Here is a 17,834-nt window from a genome sequence, read left to right as displayed (position 1 = left end):
ATGCCCGCCTTCGAATACCAGGCGCTGGACGCAGCCGGCCGAACGCGCAAGGGCGTGACCGAGGGGGACACCGCCCGCAGCGTCCGGTCCCAGTTGCGCAGCGAAGGCCTGACCCCACTGGATCTGCTCGAAATCGGCGAATCCTCGGCCGCCACCCGGGGTACCCGGACCCACTCGGGACGCGGCGGGGCCGGCGGCATCGGCGCCCTCGACCTCGCGCTCGCGACACGTCAGATGGCCACGCTTGCGCGCGCCGGCCTGCCGGTGGAGGAATGGCTGGCGACCGTCGCACGCCAGTCCGAAAAGCAGAAGGTGCGCAACATCCTGAGTGCCGTGCGCACCCGGGTCATGGAGGGGCACTCGCTAGCCCAGGCGCTGGGCGCGTTCCCGCGCGCGTTTCCCGAGATCTACCGCAGCACCGTCTCGGCCGGCGAGGCCTCGGGGCACTTGCACCTGGTACTGGAGCGTCTGGCCGACTACCTCGAGAATCGCCACGCGTTGCGGCAGAAGGTCATGCTCGCCCTGATCTATCCGGTCATCCTGACGCTGGTGGCCCTTGGCGTGACCGTGGGCCTGGTCGTCTATGTGGTCCCCGAAGTGGTCCAGGTCTTCGAGGGCCTGGACCAGCAGTTGCCCACACTGACCCGCATGCTGATCAGCACCAGTGATCTCTTGCGAACCTATGGTCTGTACGCGCTAATCGCCCTGGGCGTGCTCGTGGCGCTGCTGGCCCACTGGCTGCGCAACCCCGGGCCGCGCATGCGTTTCGACCGGTTGGTCCTGCGCCTCCCGCTCGTGGGGCGCCTGGTCCGGGGGCTCAACACGGCGCGGTTCGCACGCACCCTCAGCATCCTGTCCGCCAGCGGCGTGTCGCTCCTGGATGCGCTCCGAACCGGGGCCGAGGTCATTGGAAACCGCCCCATGCGCGCCGCGGTGGAGGATGCCTCGCTGCGAATCCGCGAGGGCCGCAGCATCGGTCAGGCCCTGGAAGAGACGGGATACTTCCCGCCGATCACCGTACACTTGATCCGTAGCGGCGAGTCCAGCGGACGGCTCACCGAGATGCTGGAACGGGCCGCCGAGACCCAGGAACAGGAGGTCGAATCCCGTATCAGTATCAGCATGGGCCTGTTCGAACCCTTGCTGATCCTGACCATGGGCGGCATCGTCCTGGTCATCGTCCTCGCCATCCTGCTCCCGATCTTCGAACTCAACCAGCTGGTGAATTGAACATGCAAGAACCCCGCTCTGCCTGCCTTGCGCGTACCGGATTCCGCGGTGCCCGGGGCTTCACCCTGATCGAGATCATGGTGGTGGTGGTCATCCTCGGCATCCTCGCGGCCATCGTGGTCCCTCGCGTAATGGACCGCCCGGACGATGCCCGGATCACCAAGGTCAAGCAGGATATCCGCACCCTTGAAAGTGCCCTGAATCTCTACCGTCTGGATAATTTCCGGTACCCGACCACCGACCAGGGACTGGATGCGCTGGTGGAGCGACCGCGCAGCGGGCCGGAAGCCCCCCAGTACCGCGAGGGCGGCTACATGGACCGCCTGCCGAGCGACCCCTGGGGCAATCCGTATCAATACCTGAACCCCGGGCGACATGGCGACTTCGACGTCTTCAGCTACGGCGCCAACGGACGCCGTGGTGGCGAGGGGATCGAGGGCGAGATCGGCAACTGGAACATGGACGAATTCTGAGGACGCCAATGGCGACCCGCCGCGCACGCCCCACCGGCTTTACCCTGATCGAACTCCTGGTCGTGATGTTCGTGATCGGCGTGGTGGCCAGCATCGGCGTGCTGTCCATGAGCCAGCTGGGCAGCCGGAGCCTCGAACAGACCGCCCGCCAGCTGGCGGGCCAGATCGAACTCGCCCGGGAACACACCCTGTTGACCGGCCAGGCGCTGTCCATCGGCATTGGTACGGAGGGGCTGGTCATCCTGGAGCGCCAGTGGATCGACGATGCCCAGGTCACCTGGACACCGATCGAGCGGGGGCCGCTGGGTCCGCGGGACTTCCGGCAACACGGGCTGCAACCACGGCTTTACGTGGACGGGCGGCGAAGCAGCCTCCGCGAAGGGCCGGAACACAACCGCATCGCCATCAGCAATAGCGGCGACATCGAACCCTTTGAATTGGTGCTGGAACACCCCGACGGGCAAAGCGGTCTCGTACTCCGGGTCGAACGGGGTCAACCCATCCAGGCCTTCGAACACCCGCCACCGGCACGCGGCGAGCCACGTCACTTGCTGATGGCCCATCCGGCCCAGCCCAACTAGCCATGCTGGCACGCGGCACACGGCGCGGATTCACGCTCCTCGAGGTCCTGATTGCCCTGGTGGTGCTCGGCGTCGCCCTCGGGGCCCTCATCAAGGCGGGCAGCGAACACGCACGCAATACCGCCTACCTGCAGGAACGTACGCTGGCCGGATGGGTGGCCGGCAACCTGCTCGCCGACTACGAGGCCGGGTTGCGGCGAGTCGATGTCGGTACCGAGCACATTCAGTCCACACTCGCGGACCGCGAATGGGAGGCCCGCATCGAGATCACCGATACGGTCATCGACGCCCCGCTGGAGCTGCCGGCGGTTCGCCACATCGAGGTCCGGGTGTGGCCGCTCAATGGCGACCCCGACCATCCTCTCGTCCAGACGACCGGCTATGCATTGCCCTGACGTGCCGGCACATCGGTCATGTTCTTTCGGCGCCTCGCGCGGCTTTACCCTGCTGGAGCTGCTCGTGGCCGTGGCCGTGTTCGCCACCGTCGGCGTGCTCGCCATCGGCGGACTGCGTGCAGTGCTGATGGCGGACCATGCCACGCAGGCCCAGAGCCAGCGCCTGGCGGAGCTGCAGGTCACGCTGGCCGTGCTGGAACGCGACCTGCGCCACAGCATCGAGCTGCAGCCCCGCGACGGCTACGGCGACCGCCTCCCCGCCCTGCGTTACAGCCCGGTCACGGACCCGCGACAATTGGAACTGGTACGGGCGGGAGGCGGGGAACACGGCCGCCTGGCGCGGGTGGCCTGGAGAGTCAGTGACCGGGGGCTGGAACGGGTCACCTGGCCGGTGCTGGACGGTGCCCTGCCGGAGTCCGAGCAGGTGCGCCTGTTTCTGGATCGGGACGCACACGCCGGCAGGACCTCCACGGCGGACCGCGAAATAACGCGGGACGCGGGAGATGAATTGGAAATCCGGTTCGACTTTGTCGATAGCAACACCCAGGAGATCAAGGACAGCTGGCCGCCGCTGGATGGCGGCGAACGGCGGCCGGCGCAGGTGATCGTCAGCCTCGTCGTTCCGGGACTCGGCCCCATCGAGCGCCGCATCGCCCTGCCGGGGGTCCAGTGAGGGGCCGGCATTCGGGTGCCGCGCTGATCACGGCCCTGCTGGTGGTCGCGATCGCCAGCGTGACGGCGGTCACCATGACCATGCGTGACAATCAGCAAGTCTTCCGCGCGGCCACCATCCAGGACCAGGATCGGGCGCGGCACCTGACCCAGGGGGCCGAAACCGTCGCCCTCCACATGCTGGAAAGGCTGCCAAGTTACGACGACCTGCCGTGGGAAGGCTGCACCTCACCTACATTGCCACTGGAGTTAGAGGGGGTCGGCGTGCGCGCCCGCCTGGAGAATCTTCACTGCCGCTTCAACATCAACAGTCTCGGGCGCGCCGATGACCCGCCCCTTGAGGCCTTCGCCGGCCTGATCGAGCAGGCCCTCGCGGCAACCGAGGGTCAGTCGGGTAACCCCCAGCGCCTGGCGGTCGCCGTACATGACTGGATGAACCCGGAAACGGACGACCCGGTATACCGCGGCCTGGAACCGCCCCGGCTCAGCGGCAACCGCCCGATGCGCCTCGCGTCGGAATTGCTTCAGGTACACGGGTTCGATCCGGACCTCTGGCAGGCACTGGCGCCCTGGGTCGTGGCCCGGCCGGGCACGGACAACGCCATCGACATGGAGCGCGCCCCGGATCCCGTAACCGCGGCGGCGCTGGGTCAGGCGACCGAACAGAGCCGCGACATTCGCTATTTCCGACTGCAACTGGTTGTCCGCATCGCCGGACGGGATTATTTTCACTGCGCGATCCTCGATGGCCCCAACGGGCGTACCATTATTCGCGAACATGCTCCCTGCGAACCCTGAACAAGAAAACCGGATGCCTGCAGACGCCTTTCACTCACCGGACGCCGCATGAACTGGTTCCTCTTCCAGCTGCCAGAACCCGAGATGCTCGGCGCGGACACGCCGCTTCGGCTGCGCTGGCTGCGGCTGCGCAGGAACGGCGCGCTCGCGGATCAGGGCGAGGCGGCACCGGACGAGCTGCGCGCCCTGCTCGCCGCGGACGACCATGTGGTTGCGCTGCTCCCCGGGGAACGCGCCCCTCTCCATCGGGTGTTCGTGCCCGGGAAGTCGGGCCGCGTGCGTCGCCGCGCGCTTCCGTTCGCCCTGGAGGACCGTCTCAGCGAGGATTTGGAACAGCTCCGGATCGTTGCCGGCCCTCGCCACGGTAGCGAGACCCTGGCCGGCGTGGTCGCTCATCGCGACCTGGAACGCTGGGAAGACTGGCTTCGCGAGCTCGGCATCCGCGTGTCGCACATGATCCCGGATCTTGCGCTACTGCGAACCCTGGACCCGGGCGATCAGGTCTTCCTGCTCTCGGGAACGCAACGCAGCATCGTGCTTTCGCCCGAGGCCGAACCCCTCGCGATGCCCCGGGAAGTCGCCAGCTGGTGGTTGCAACAACGCTCCGCCGCCGCCACGGCCTCCGATGACACCAGCGCCAACGAAACGCAGTCTCCCCAGACCGCCGTTCATGTGGTGGATCCGGCCGCCGAACCCGACCCATGCGCACCCCTCCAGCCCCCACCCGAATGGTCCGGCGACGTCCTCGAGCTCCTGCTGACCGGGGTGCAATCGGGAAGCCTGTCGCCACCCGATCTCCAGCGCGCCGTACGGGCCGCACTGGCCTTCGACTTCGCATCCTCCGCCGAAAGCCCGACCTCGCTCGGCGCTCTTCCCGCACCATGGCGCGCACCGGCGGCACTCACGCTAGTCGTGGCCGTACTCTGGCTTGGGTCCGTGTGGCTGGAGGCCTGGCAGCTCGAGCGGGAATACCGGTCGACCGAACGGGACATCGCGGCCCTGTTCGAGGAAACCCTGCCGCAGGCCCGCATGGTCGACCCCGTGGCTCAGTTCGAGAGCCTGCTGGGACAGGCCGGACCGGACACGACGACTGCGACCATACACAGCCCGCTCGGCGAAGCCCTTGCCAGCATCATGGAGGGCCTCGCCCCGCGCGACCTCACCCTGCAGCGCCTGCGGGGCGACCCGGATCGCCTTGAACTCGAGCTGGAGGGCAGCGGAATCGCGGAACTGGAAAAGTTGCGCGAGGCCCTACGCGAAGCCATGTCCGCGCGTGTGCGGATCGTCTCGGCCGAAACCGGCGAGCAGGGTGTCCGGACACGCATGACCATCGAGCGGGAACCATGAAGGCCTACTGGGACGACTTGCGGACGCGCGAGCAACGGATCCTGCTGGCAGGTGGTTTGGTCCTGCTGATCGCGGTGTTGTTCCTGGGTGTCGTCGAGCCCCTGCTGGAAAGCCGCGAACAGTCCCGCGACCGACTCGCCGAGGCGCGCGCGGAGCTGGCCTGGATGCAGGCCAACGCCCCCGAGGTTGCGGCCGCCCACAGCCGCGAACCGACACAGGACAATCAGCGACCGCACCTTGAAGGCCGCTCGCTGATCGCCCACGTGGATGCCTCCGCGCGGGCCTTCGGCCTGGGCGAGCACCTGGCGCGCGCCCGCCCAGGCGAGACCGGCGTCACCCTGCACCTCGAAGGGGTTCCCTACAGCGATCTGATGCGCTGGCTCGGCGAACTGGAACAAGGAGACGGTGTCGTGCCCGGACGCATCTTGCTGGAACGCGTCGTCGAACCGGGGCGCATCAATGCCGAACTCTTTCTGACCCGCGAGTCGTAGCGTGACCATCGCCTCCGACAACCGCGCCGATGAACGCCACCGGGATCGCCCTGCATGGTTCTCGCTGGGGGCGTTTTTCGTTTTCGTCCTGCTGCTTGCGCTGATCGTACGCGCGCCCGCCTCCATCGCGCTGGCGGGTGCCGAGCGCTGGGGCGGTCTGCCGGCAACCATCACCTGGGAACAGGTGCACGGGTCGCTCTGGCAGGGTAGCGTCGAGGGGGTTCAATCACCGGTGGGGCCGATGGGCCGGCTGCACTGGGATGTGCGCCCCGGCGAGCTTCTGCGCGGGGGGCTGGGCGCCGATCTCCACTGGGCCCCGCCCGGCGGCGGCGAACTTCGTGGAGGCCTGCGGCTTGGGCTCGACAGCGTGCAGCTCTCCGGGCTCGAAGGGAGCCTGCCCGCGGCTGCCTTGCATCAGTGGGACACGGGCATCCCCCTCGTCCTGGACGGCCGGCTGCAGACGAGCGGCCTGCAACTCCGGATCCATCGGGACGGAACCGTCGAGCACGCCTCGGGGCGGGTCAACTGGCAGGAAGCGGCCGCGGGCCTCCCCCGCCCCTTGCCCCTGGGCGAGCAACGCGCGACCCTGCGCGAAGAGGACCAGCGCTTGGGGATCGACCTGGATGCCGCCCCGGATGCCGAACTGGGAATCACCGGCACGATTCGCCTGGACCTGCGTACGGATGCCCCGGGCATGAACGCGCGCGTTTTGCTGGACCCGCGCGCCCACGCCGATGCCAGCATCCAGCGCCTACTCGAAAACAATCTCCGCCGTGACGACCAGGGACGGTATCTATGGACCGCAGGATCAGCCCCGTGACACCCGAACCAAACCCGATAACGCCCCGCCGGTTCCGGCTTGCGACCCCGACCGCCGCGCTGACCGCCAGCGCGCTGTTCGGCCTGATGCTGGCGGGTTGTGCCACCACCCCGCCAAACGGGTCCGAGCCCCCGCCAGAGGATATCCGCTATGCCCTGGAACGCGGGGACTGCCGTGCGGCTTACAGTGCGTTGGATACTGCCGACGCACCCGCCTCGGTCGACGTCCGCCTGTCGGTCGCCCGGGTATGCCTGCAGCGCGGGGAATTCGCGCGCACCCGCAACCTCACCGATACCATCCGCCAGGAGAACCCGGATCACCCGGATATCGACTACGCCGCGTATCTCGGTGCCCTGGCGCATCTGGGAACGTGGAACCGGGCCACGTCCGCGCCGCCGAAGCAACGCAGCGAACAGGGCCGCCAGGTCTTCCTCCAGCTGGCCGCCTTCCTCAACGACTACCCCATGTCGGAGTACGCGGAGTCCATTGCCCCGCGCCTGGCCCGCATGCGCGAGAATCTGGCCGACATCGAACTGGAGATCGCCGACCGATCCGCCGCGGCCGGGCACGCAGAGGAGGCTCGCGCACGAATCGAGTACGTGCGCGACTACTACCCGGGTACCACCGCTGCGCAAACCGCCGCCGAGAGACTCGAGGCGCGTGAAGCCGGCGAAGACGATGCCGGGACCTGACCGGCCACTCGGCGCCCGACACATGGCCCTCTTGTCACCGTCTACGAGGCGTCTGCTCGTCGGCCTGCCTCTGGTCGTCCTCGGCATCTCCGCCTGCGACGAGGGCACGTCACGAGATGTCAACACGGCGTCGGACTGCTTCAACCCGGAACTGCTCAGGAATGGCTCCACCTATGGCTACACGCAGACACCCGAAGAGCCAACTTCCGCGCCTGACACAACGCGGTTCGGAGATTCCAATGATCCCTTATCCGGCCCCACCCGGTTCGAGGTGCGCGTGGAGAGCGATGCCGGCATCGAATTCGGCCCAGACGCGCGCCTGGCCGATACCCGCCGGCATACGCGCACCTACTGGCAGGAAGAACCGGAACCGCCATTCGAGACCGCGCATTACATCCAGGCCGGCACCGATCCGGCGACCGGGTACCGCGTGCTGGGGCAGCGTCACGAAGGCGGCTTGGAAGGGCCGACCATCGTGACCCACCACCCCGCCCGGTTGATACGCCACGACCTGCAAGAAGGCGACTCGTACACGCAGGCCCTCGTGACCTCGCGCCACATGCCGCACGGCGCGTGGGACAGCCACTGGACGATCACCACGACCTACCGGGGACGAAAAACCGTCGAGGTCCCAGCCGGCCGCTTCGAAACCTGCCTGATCGTTCAACGCTACGAAGCGCCCTCGGACCGACAGACGGATGGGGCCCCGTATAGCCTGAGAATGCCAGACCACACCCTGTACCAATGGCAGGCGGTCGGGAGCGGAATCCCGGTCATGACGCAGGTGGAAGGCCACGGGTTCGCGGAAACCCGGTGGGAACTGACAGGCGCCACGATCAACGGCCGGCCAATCGACACGCACTGACATCCCGGCGTAGCCCGCTGGATCCACCCCGCACGGCGGTTACCAGCCCCTCAACCTTGCGGAGTCTTCTCGCGCCGCGTTGCGATGAGCGAGAAAGAGCCGCCCCCGGCGGGAGAGGCAGCCAAATATGGCCCATCCGAACGACGCGGTCGGCCACACCGGCTATCGTCGTGGCCGGTACAGAAAGACCGCATTGGGCAGGGTTGACAGTCCGAACCGCCCGGACCTGCGATTCTTGGTCGATCGTGGCGAGTTCCTTCTCGCGTCTGCGGCCGAACGGGCATCGAGGACGGCTCGCGGGGCACGCCCGTCGAAATCGCCGATGCCCCAGAAATGCCGGTGATCCGGAGGAGCTTTGGAGTGAAGCAGTCATTCGGCCCATCAAATGGCGACGTGCATCGCCATGACCCAGCGCGATCGATGCGGCAGGTCTTCGCATGGATCGCACTGGCATTGTCTTCGGCGCTTCTGGCGGTCGGGTGCGGGGGCGGCGGGTCGTCCAGCGGGGGTTTTGTCGTTTCCGGGAGCATCGAGGTGCAGGCCTTGCACCATGTCGATTCCGATACGAACGACCCGGAAAGCCGGATCTCCAGTAACAACGACCTTGCCAATGCGCAAGCGGTGCGCATGCCCGCCATCATCGGCGGATTTGTGGCCAGCCCCCTGACCGACTGCCGCTTCGGCTCGGCCGGAGACCCGGATGACAGTTTCGTGGCCGAGTTCGAGGCCGGCGACCAGGCCTTGCTGGAGTTCCCAGATCCCGCACGGGCCGATCTCGACCTGAACCTGATCGATGAAGACGGGATGCTGGTGGATGCCTCCATTAGCGTCGAGGGTTTCGCGCGCGTCGTCGCACCCGAGGCCGGGCTTTACTATGTCCGGGTATCGGCCTATTCGGGCCAGTCCGCGTACCACTTGCGACTCGACTCGTCGCAGCTGCTGGACCCCGCGCATGCGGCAAGCCTGCGTGTGGCGGATGACTTTGTGCCGGGCGAGATCATTGTGCGCAGCACGGAGGAGATGCGCCCCTTCACACGGGGAAAAGGGCCAACCGAGATGCTCCTGCAAAGGGTTTCCGGGGCTCCGGGACGCGAGCAGCTCTGGCGGATCCCCGAGGGTCATGCGGAGGCAGTCATCAGTACGCTGGGCCTGCATACGCCCTCGATCTCGCCGGCAGTGGCCTGGCGCACTCCGGAACACGCCTCTCGCTATGAAACCCTGCGCGTCATCAAGGCGCTGCGTGGACAACCGGATATCGTCTCGGCGTCACCCAACTACCGGATGAAACCCATGCGGACGCCGAACGACACAGACTGGGGAGATCAATGGTTCCACGAGGCCATCAACCTGCCGCAAGCTTGGGACATAACCACCGGCCAAGAAGCAGACGAAGAGGTTGTCGTGGCCGTAATCGATACCGGCGTCTACCGCGAGCACGAAGATCTGGACGAGGATCGGCTCTTCCCAACGCAGCGGTTTGTCTGCGATCCAGCAGACAGCACCTGCGATGAAGAGCGTTCCTGGCATGGTACGCACGTCACCGGAATCATCGGGGCGGCAACCGACAACAGTCTGGGCGTCGCTGGTATCTCCTGGGGGGTGGACATCCTCCCCGTCTGGACCCTGAACGGGACCGGGACCCTGAACGACACGCTACAGGGGATCCGCTATGCAGCCGGTCTGCCGAACGACTCCGGCACCGTACCCAGCCAGAGAGCCGACATCATCAACCTCAGCCTCGGGGGTGGTGGCTACAGCGCGGAGGCCGATGAACTCTTGCAGGAGGTACGCGAGCTCGGAATCCTGGTGGTGGCGGCCGCGGGCAACGACGGAACCAGCACGATCGGCTACCCCGCGGCCTACGAATCGGTACTTGCAGCGGGCGCCACGGACCGCAACGCCGAACGCGCCGGGTACAGCAATTACGGCCCCCGTCTGGACCTGGTGGCGCCCGGGGGCGTCATGATTCAACCCGACGACGGCATCCTGAGCACCTGGGTGAAGGAGAGCAGGGCCGGAACCCTGGAATCGGGCTACGCATTCCTTGAGGGCACTTCGATGTCCACGGCCGTCGTTTCCGGTGTCCTTGCGCTGGGCCGCGCGGTGAATCCGGGGCTCTCCCCGGGATTGCTGCTGGAGTTGCTGGAATCGGGCGCGCTCACCCAGGACCTGGGACCCACCGGTTGGGACCCGGAAACCGGCTGGGGCGAGATCGACGCGCATCAAGCGGTCCAGACGTTCGCGGAGCGGACCGACACGGGAGAGCTGGCGCCCCGGATCTCGGTCACCCCACAAGTCCTGAACTTCGGCTTCACGGGCACGAGCCTGGATCTGCGGCTGCGCAACGGGGGCGATGGCAGCTTGCAGATTGAAGACATCGCCACGCCCGCGACATGGCTGACCGTGGAACCCCACGACGTCACCGAAGACGGCCTGGGGCTTTATCGCTCCTACGGACAGCGCGATGCACTGAGCCCGGGCGACTACGAGTCTCGCTTGCGCATCACTGCCGACAACGGCGACCAGCGCGACATTCCGGTCGGGATCCGGGTCGCCGAGCGCGACCCGCAACGCGATACCGTGGGACGGGTCTACGTACTACTGCTCGACCGGGACGATCGCGTCGTGGCGCAAACGGCCCTGGAACCCGAGTACGGGACCTACCGCTATCGCTTCGAAGGGGTGCCCGCCGGGGATTATCGCGTGGTCGCCGGCACCAACATCGCGGGCAATGACCGGATTTGTGCCGGCGCCGAGGCCTGCGGAGCCTGGCCCCAATATGGAGCCCGCGAGACCTTCCGAGTGGATCGCGACCGTACCGGCCTCGACTTCGGAATTGCCTGGCGGCCGTTTTCCGACGAAGGTTTCCTTCTGGAGAACCGCTAGTCCATCACCTGCCCCCCCGATTCGGGCAAACGAAGGTCCCGCCACAGGTAACGACCGCGAGCTGGACAACTGCATATCCCTTCCCTAAAGTACGGCTTTGGGAGAGGCTATCGCACAGACGCCCCCTGGCCGATCCGACCAGGGGGCGTCTTGCTTGCACATTCACTGCGAACGTCCTCCTCGCAACCATCGTGGCCCCTCCTCCCGAGGATGCCGCACGAGACACAGGGAGATATTCAGTGAAATACATGCGCAAGAAGGTACTGGCGCGCTCGTTGATGGCAATCATTTGCTCGGCTGCCCTGGCGGTCCCGCTATCCGGCTGCGGCGGATCCTCTTCCGGGGATACGACCGAAAACGGGGATACCGCCAAGAACGGGGATACGACCGAGGACGCGGTGGAGATTTCCTCCGTCGAGGGCACAGTGTCACTTCCAGGGGTCGCCAAATTCGAAGAAGGGGACGACCTGGCCAGCCTGAACCGGGCCATTCGCCTGGCAGGCGACTTCCTGATCGGCACGGCACAAGCAGAGTCAGGAACTTTTCAGGGGCCGTATTGGGTGCAACTCACCCGTGTCGGGCCCGACGGCAACGTCGAGGTCGTCGACGACTCCACCGGTGATCCGGTTAGTGCGCTGGTCAGCGCTACCGGCCAGTACACCCTTACGCTGCCCGAGACACTGGACCTGACCGCCGATCTGGTGCTGCGCGTGGTCAGGGAGAACGTCCGCAACCCGGAATCATCGAACATCCCCCTGCGCTCAGTCACCACGGGTGAATCGGTCGATATCGACCCGGTATCCGAGTTCCTGGTGCGCGAACTTGAACGGGCTAACGTAAATCTCGCCAGCCTGCCGGTGAATGAGGTGGTGCGCCTCCGCGGCCAGATCGACGACTTGGAGATCGCCGAGGGCACCAACCTCGAAAACACCCTGGACGCGATCGGCGCGGTGGCCGAGACGGTGGTTCGGCCCGATATCGCGGAACTGAACACCCCGATTGTTTCGGCCGAACAAATCAATGGTGAAGAGTACACCCTGTTCCTGCTGGCCAAGGGCATTGGCATCCTGGACGGCTTCCGGGAGGTTGCCACCAACTTCGAAAAGGACAGCCGTTTAGCCTTTTTCATTGATGACAACAGTACAGTCGGCGCCTCCATCGAGGGCGCGGTCATGACATCGGGACAAATCAGGGAGCCGGACCCCCTCATCCTTCCGCCATTGAACGTGATTACGGACATCTTCGGCGATGAGGAGGTCTCTGGGTTTAACCTGCGAGAAAACGGTGTTCTAAGCGGTTCGTTCCCACTGGAAGAAGAGCTCGCCGACGACGATTTCGCCATCCGCTACCTGCCAGGGACCTTCCGCCTGCAAGGAATCCCGGCGCGCACGAGCCAGGCGCCCTATGCCTTCGTCGGGGTCAATCAGGAGACGCAGCTGTTCTTCGGAAGAGAAACAAGCGTCGACCCACAGGGAAATTTCGGTGCGATTGACCTTGATCGGCCGCGCGGGAAGCGCGAAGAAATGATGCTGGATCTGATGGTCCACAGTGATGGCAGCATCCCCAGCTTGCAGCACCGTTATGGCTTGGTCCGCATGACGTTCGCCCTCGGCCTGGATGACGTGGGCCACGGCTGTTCCGAGGCTGGGAACGAGGCCATCCTCGCCACCCGGACCGATGGAAGCAACTTCAGTATCACCAATGCGATCCTGCGAGACGATGCGGCCCTAGGCACCAACTGTGATCCGTTTGAGCCGGAACATTTGGACAACGTACATGTACAGATCGAGGGTTTGAGCGACGGTCGTATCAGGATCAGTGGCGAACCGGACGATGAACCGCTGGAAGGCGCGTCGGACCCGGACGGTAATCTCTGGGTAATCGGCGACTACAACGAGACCGAACTGGACGGAGTCAAAACCCATACCGAAAACACCCTTCTGATCGGCGTCGCCGTCGATTCGACAATGCCCAGCGTGGACAACACGGCGTGGCGACTGCTCAGCTACGATGCCCTCTACGACGGGGGCTTCGGACCGACTGCGCTGGGCGGTTCGCTCGGCTCCGCTGTCACCTTCTGTGACAGCGGTACGCGCCTGGTGTCCGATCCCGATCGTTTTTTGGACATCGAGCGTGACAGCGAGGGCGTTCCCGTGCCGGATGCCTCCGGTTTCGGCGAGCGCATAGTTCTAGATGCCGGGCAGAACCTAAACGTCACCACCGCGCAAGACGGAGTCCTTACCATCGGCTACGACGACGAAGCAGGCCTTGATCGGATCGAGGCTACCGGTTTCGTGAGTTCCGACGGCCAAATGATGGTCCTCGCGGAACGCACACTAAGCGGTGGCAGCGTATCCGGTGCCGGCCTCATCATTGGGGTACGGACCGAGGACGCAGACGGCGCAGCCTGCACCGACTGATCCGGCATCAGCAACAGACCGGATCACACAATGAGGGGCCCTAGGTCGAAACCTGGGGCCCCTTTTTGTTGCCTTAGTTCCAGCATACGCACTGCGGGGTAAGGGCTAGCTGCCCGAGAAATCCATCCGCGTGGCATCGCCGGCAGTGACCTCAGCGTTCGCCTGATCCACAAATTCGATCAGAGTGGCCTCTTCCGGATCGTCCTGATCCGCCTCGAAGGTCAGGGCCACCGTGTGATCGCCCGCCTCCAGGAATCCTGCGGTGTAGCGGTACTCCCAGTCATCAGTCGCCTCGACATGGCGGTAATACACGTTCGCCGTGGTCACCGCATCATCATCGTCGTCGCGCAGATCCCGGGGCTCGCGATCATGATCCTCGAAGACATAGACCGCGACGCCCGGACAGGCATGCAGCCCCTCTTCGCGCTCTTCGCACCTGTCTCCCGGGACAATAGTCGGATCCACCGTACCGGTTATGCTACCGACGCTGCTGTTATCGACCAGCCGAAGCGATCGGCGCATGCGATGGAAGCCCTCGCGCGAATCCTCCTTGATGGCCTTGCGCAGGTCGAAGTCCACGGTAAAGGAGACCTGGCCGTCTTCCGGCACCGAAAAGCCGCTGCTGAGCTGCAATCCGGCCTGATTCGCCCCCGGGATGATCAGGCGATCTTGGTTGCCGCCCACGAACTCGATGAAAGAGGTCGTCGCGATATCCCCCTGGGAGCCCGGGAAGCCCGCCCGCTCATCGTCCTTTTCCAGATGGAAACGAAGCCACGCATAGTCACCCGCCGGGACCTCCTCGTTCTCGAACAGTGGCTTGAAGTCCTCTCCCTGCAAAGTCAGCAGGTCGATCTCTCGTACGGGCTCTCCTTCTTCACTGACGTCGATCAGGATGCTTCCCCCTTGCTCGGGCTTCAGCTCCACATGAGTGAAGCGGACCACGACCCGGCTGGCCGAATCGACAGGGGCATCCGTCACGGCAAGGCTCATCTGTCCAGTCCCGCCACCGCTGCTCCCGCCGCCGCCACAGGCGACGAGCCCCGCCGTCGCGATCCCAAACCCCACCAAACGAGTCAAATTGCCAATCTTGTGCATCACGGTCTCCCTCTAGCCAGAAACGTCCTTTGCAAGCCTAGGCAGTTTGCCAGGCCCGATGACACACAAAGCCGCATGGACCGCGGAAAGGCTGGAAAACCAGAAGCGCATCACACGAAACGAACCGCACGGAGCCGCTGTCGGGGCGAGTCCCGCGTCGCGAATGGGCGGGGTCGACTTGCGATTTCGGCGAGAACTCGGCAGGCGTCGGCCCGCCGCGCAGGTGCCCCCCCTCAGGCAACCAGGACCGTCAGAAGCGGTCGAGGCTGGCGAGGGGGCCCGAGAGATCGCGGATGCGCATCCAGGAGGCGATGCTGGCGCGCCAGCGGCGGGTAGGCAGGACGGCATGGGGTACGGTCTGACTGAGAAACATCACCAGCGTCCCCGCGCGTGGCTGGATGCGGCGGATCTCGCGCCCTTCGCTGTCGTAGATTGCGAGCTGGCCGCCGTCGCGTTCGCGCCAGTGACGGTTCAGGTAGAACACCAGCGACAGGCGGCGGCAATTGCCAGCCTGGAAGGCATCCACATGCCGGGCGTAGTGAGTTCCTGGCGGATACAGGGCGAAGTGGGACTCGGTCTCGAACAAACCCGGAATCAGCGCCCGGCTCGCCTGCAAACGAATCTCGTCGAGGCGCGCCATGAACGCCTGCTGCGCGGGACTCGCGCCATCCAGCCAGTGAATCCAGTCGCCGCGGGTCGCCCGGTCCCGATGGCGCTCGCCGGCGCGGCCGATCCGCGCCTGCGCCAGTTGCGCCGCATCACGCAGCGCATAGACCTCCTCTCGCAGGGCGTCGACGATCTCCTGCGGCAGGAAATCGGGCCAGACGAGCCGATGCTCGCGCGCCAGCGCATCCAGCCAGCCGTCGGGCGCGCAAAATTCGGAGGAGGAGTCGGCCACGACCGGCGCAAGGGTCGGCGCGGTCTCGGCGGCTTCCAGCCATTCGGGGCCAAGGGCAGGCAGGTTCACGTACTCGGGTCTTCCATTCGGGCCGCGATCGCGGCGCGCAGGCGGGCGCCTGTCAGGCAGACGCCCAGATCAGCGTCTTCCCCACAGGATATATACCGGGAACGCCGGGGTGCGCAAGGGCTTTATAGCACCGTTGCCCTGCCAGGAGGCTGCAGACTAGTACGCCAGAAAACCGCCGGCGATCAGGTGCTGGCGCAAGGCGGCCTGGGCCTCGGTGACGCGGGCGCGGGCGCCACGCAGGCCCAGCTCGACCTGCGGCGCCTGGCGGTCCATGCGCGGGAGACAGGAGATGCGCAGGTCGGGGAACGCGGCCTCCATGGCCTCGAGCACCGGGACCAGGCGGCTCTCGGTGACATTCTCCAGGCGCAGGATCTCTTCCACGGCGCCCGCCGCCGCATCGCGGTCGGGGAAGCGCTGCTCCAGGACCCAGCGGGCCATGGGCTCGGCCATGGCCGGGAACCCGGGTACGCAGTGATGCTGCGCACAGCTAAAGCCGGGGATGCCGTTGACCGGGTTCGGGATCAGGCTGGCCCCCTCGGGGAGCTCGGCCATGCGTACGCGGTGGGGCCAGGCGTCGGCACCGAAGCGCTCCTCGAGGATGGCCATGAACTCGGGATGAGGCGCCAGCGGCCGGCCCAGTGCCTCGGCCAGGCAGGCGCGGGTGCGGTCATCCGGGGTCGCGCCGATGCCACCGAAGCTGAACACCTCGGCGCCGCTCGCCAGGGTCTCGCGGAAGGTCTGCGTCAGCAGGCGGGCGTTATCACCGACGATACGGATCCACGCGAGTTCCAGCCCCCTTTCCGCCAGCGCCGCGGTCAGGTGCGCCTGATGCAGATCGTGGCGCTTCCCGCTCAGGAGTTCGTCGCCGATGATCACGGCGCCGATCTCGATCGTGTGCGATCCCCGGCCGTCCATCGTGGGTCGATCCATCGCCGATCTACTGCTTGGCACCCATGGCCAGCGCGCGCTCGCGCGCAGCCGCACGCGCCTCGGGGGCGTTGTCCGGATCGTCGAGCCACGGCGCCAGGTGCTGCTGCAGCAGCCCGGCCAGGAAGTCGAGATGATCGGCGCGGTCGTTCAGCGCCGGGATGTAGTGGAAGCGCTCGCCGCCGGCCTCGGTGAAGATCTCGCGGTTTTCGTCGCCGATCTCCTCGATGGTCTCCAGGCAATCCGCCGAGAAACCGGGGCAGATCACGTCCACCGAGCGCACGCCCTGTCCCGGCAAGGCCTCCAGGGTCTTGTCGGTGTAGGGCTGCAGCCATTCCTCGCGACCGAAGCGCGACTGGAAGGTGACCTGCCACTGGTCGTCGTTCAGGCCCAGCGCCTGCGCCAGCTTGTGCCCGGTGGCGTGGCACAGGCAGTGGTAGGGGTCGCCCTGCAGCAGGTAGCGCTTGGGGATGCCGTGGAAGGACATCATCAGGCGATCGGCCTGACCATGCGCCTGCCAGTGCTCGCGCACGCTGCTGGCCAGGGCCTCGATGTAGCCGGGCTGGGCGTCATAGGCGGCGATGAACTGCAGATCGGGCACCCAGCGCCAGCCCTTGAGCACGTCGGCCACGGCATCGAAGGTGGAGCCATTGGTGCTGGCCGAGTACTGCGGGTACAGCGGCAGGACAACCACACGACGCACGCCCTGGCGGCGCAGTTCGTCCAGGCCGGATTCAATGGACGGGTTACCGTAGCGCATGCCCAGGGCGACCGGGACATCCTCGCCGACCTGCGCGGCCAGGCGCTCGCGCACACCGGCGGCCTGGCGTTTCGAGATCGCCAGCAGCGGCGAGCCCTCGTCGGTCCACACGGTTGCGTATTTCGCCGCCGAGCGCTTGGGCCGAATGTTCAGGATCACGCCGTTCAGGATCAGCCACCAGATGGGTCGCGGGACCTCGACCACGCGCGGGTCCCAGAGGAACTCCTTCAGGTAGCGCCGCAAGGCGGGCGCGGTGGGTTCGTCCGGCGTCCCCAGGTTGGTCAGCAAAACGCCGACGCCGCGCGCCTGGCCATGGCGATAATCCGCTTCTCCGAAATACTTCATGGGGCTCCTTGCAGGCATGGGGGACGGTGACTCCCTGTCGGAGTCACGGAGCGTCGCTTTGGTTCACACG

General features: G+C 66.2%; 17 protein-coding genes. 13 read left to right on the top strand and 4 right to left on the bottom strand.

Features of this window, described 5'->3' with window-relative positions:
• From gspF to F622_RS0107480, 13 genes are all read left to right on the top strand, one after another.
• Window positions 1–1,230: a type II secretion system inner membrane protein GspF gene (gspF, locus tag F622_RS0107540; protein WP_019571621.1), complete on the top strand. Its 1,230-nt coding sequence runs from the start codon at window positions 1–3 to the stop codon at window positions 1,228–1,230.
• Between the two features lie 2 nt (window positions 1,231–1,232).
• Window positions 1,233–1,703 (top strand): type II secretion system major pseudopilin GspG, encoded by a 471-nt coding sequence (gene gspG, locus F622_RS0107535; protein WP_019571620.1) that lies wholly within the window; start codon window positions 1,233–1,235, stop codon window positions 1,701–1,703.
• Window positions 1,704–1,711: 8 nt separating this feature from the next.
• Window positions 1,712–2,284 carry a Tfp pilus assembly protein FimT/FimU gene (locus F622_RS0107530; RefSeq protein WP_018650544.1) on the top strand — a complete coding sequence of 191 codons (573 nt, stop codon included), beginning with the start codon at window positions 1,712–1,714 and terminating at the stop codon, window positions 2,282–2,284.
• A gap of 2 nt (window positions 2,285–2,286) precedes the next feature.
• Window positions 2,287–2,679 carry a type II secretion system minor pseudopilin GspI gene (gene gspI / locus F622_RS0107525; protein ID WP_019571619.1) on the top strand — a complete coding sequence of 131 codons (393 nt, stop codon included), beginning with the start codon at window positions 2,287–2,289 and terminating at the stop codon, window positions 2,677–2,679.
• Window positions 2,666–3,352, top strand: a complete 687-nt coding sequence (gene gspJ / locus F622_RS0107520; RefSeq protein ID WP_026331552.1) for a type II secretion system minor pseudopilin GspJ — start codon at window positions 2,666–2,668, stop codon at window positions 3,350–3,352. The genes gspI and gspJ overlap by 14 nt, the downstream gene beginning before the upstream one ends.
• The gene (locus F622_RS0107515) at window positions 3,349–4,149 is read left to right on the top strand and encodes a general secretion pathway protein GspK (RefSeq protein WP_019571617.1); all 801 of its coding nucleotides are present in this window, start codon (window positions 3,349–3,351) and stop codon (window positions 4,147–4,149) included. Before gspJ ends, F622_RS0107515 begins: the two co-directional genes overlap by 4 nt.
• Before the next feature lie 48 nt (window positions 4,150–4,197).
• Window positions 4,198–5,496 (top strand): type II secretion system protein GspL, encoded by a 1,299-nt coding sequence (gene gspL / locus F622_RS0107510; RefSeq protein WP_019571616.1) that lies wholly within the window; start codon window positions 4,198–4,200, stop codon window positions 5,494–5,496.
• On the top strand, window positions 5,493–5,987 hold the full coding sequence (gene gspM, locus F622_RS0107505; RefSeq protein WP_019571615.1) for a type II secretion system protein GspM: 495 nt from the start codon (window positions 5,493–5,495) through the stop codon (window positions 5,985–5,987). Before gspL ends, gspM begins: the two co-directional genes overlap by 4 nt.
• A gap of 1 nt (window position 5,988) precedes the next feature.
• Window positions 5,989–6,807 (top strand): type II secretion system protein N, encoded by an 819-nt coding sequence (gene gspN, locus F622_RS0107500; RefSeq protein WP_019571614.1) that lies wholly within the window; start codon window positions 5,989–5,991, stop codon window positions 6,805–6,807.
• Complete coding sequence (locus tag F622_RS0107495) at window positions 6,804–7,499, top strand: outer membrane protein assembly factor BamD (RefSeq protein WP_019571613.1); 696 nt, start codon at window positions 6,804–6,806, stop codon at window positions 7,497–7,499. The genes gspN and F622_RS0107495 overlap by 4 nt, the downstream gene beginning before the upstream one ends.
• A gap of 22 nt (window positions 7,500–7,521) precedes the next feature.
• Window positions 7,522–8,364: a hypothetical protein gene (locus tag F622_RS0107490; RefSeq protein WP_155997110.1), complete on the top strand. Its 843-nt coding sequence runs from the start codon at window positions 7,522–7,524 to the stop codon at window positions 8,362–8,364.
• A gap of 534 nt (window positions 8,365–8,898) precedes the next feature.
• Complete coding sequence (locus F622_RS0107485) at window positions 8,899–11,250, top strand: S8 family serine peptidase (protein WP_019571611.1); 2,352 nt, start codon at window positions 8,899–8,901, stop codon at window positions 11,248–11,250.
• Between the two features lie 239 nt (window positions 11,251–11,489).
• On the top strand, window positions 11,490–13,670 hold the full coding sequence (locus tag F622_RS0107480) for a hypothetical protein (protein WP_155997108.1): 2,181 nt from the start codon (window positions 11,490–11,492) through the stop codon (window positions 13,668–13,670).
• Window positions 13,671–13,775: 105 nt separating this feature from the next.
• Here F622_RS0107480 and F622_RS0107475 read toward each other — a convergent pair whose 3' ends face one another.
• The 4 genes from F622_RS0107475 to hemH form a co-directional block, all read right to left on the bottom strand.
• Window positions 13,776–14,765: a DUF4382 domain-containing protein gene (locus F622_RS0107475; RefSeq protein ID WP_019571609.1), complete on the bottom strand. Its 990-nt coding sequence runs from the start codon at window positions 14,763–14,765 to the stop codon at window positions 13,776–13,778.
• A 250-nt stretch (window positions 14,766–15,015) separates the two neighbouring features.
• Window positions 15,016–15,732 carry a 2OG-Fe(II) oxygenase gene (locus F622_RS0107470; protein WP_018168314.1) on the bottom strand — a complete coding sequence of 239 codons (717 nt, stop codon included), beginning with the start codon at window positions 15,730–15,732 and terminating at the stop codon, window positions 15,016–15,018.
• 156 nt (window positions 15,733–15,888) lie between these two features.
• The gene (locus tag F622_RS0107465; RefSeq protein ID WP_019571608.1) at window positions 15,889–16,647 is read right to left on the bottom strand and encodes a molybdopterin-binding protein; all 759 of its coding nucleotides are present in this window, start codon (window positions 16,645–16,647) and stop codon (window positions 15,889–15,891) included.
• 22 nt (window positions 16,648–16,669) lie between these two features.
• A complete protein-coding gene (gene hemH, locus F622_RS0107460) occupies window positions 16,670–17,764 on the bottom strand; it encodes a ferrochelatase (RefSeq protein ID WP_019571607.1) in 1,095 nt (364 codons plus the stop codon).
• Window positions 17,765–17,834 lie beyond the last annotated feature (70 nt).

It is taken from the genome of Thioalkalivibrio sp. ALMg3 (assembly GCF_000381225.1).
Lineage (GTDB): Bacteria > Pseudomonadota > Gammaproteobacteria > Ectothiorhodospirales > Ectothiorhodospiraceae > Thioalkalivibrio > Thioalkalivibrio versutus.
The sequence above is the reverse complement of the archived record's forward strand: the minus strand, read 5'-3'. Positions and strand labels throughout refer to the sequence as shown.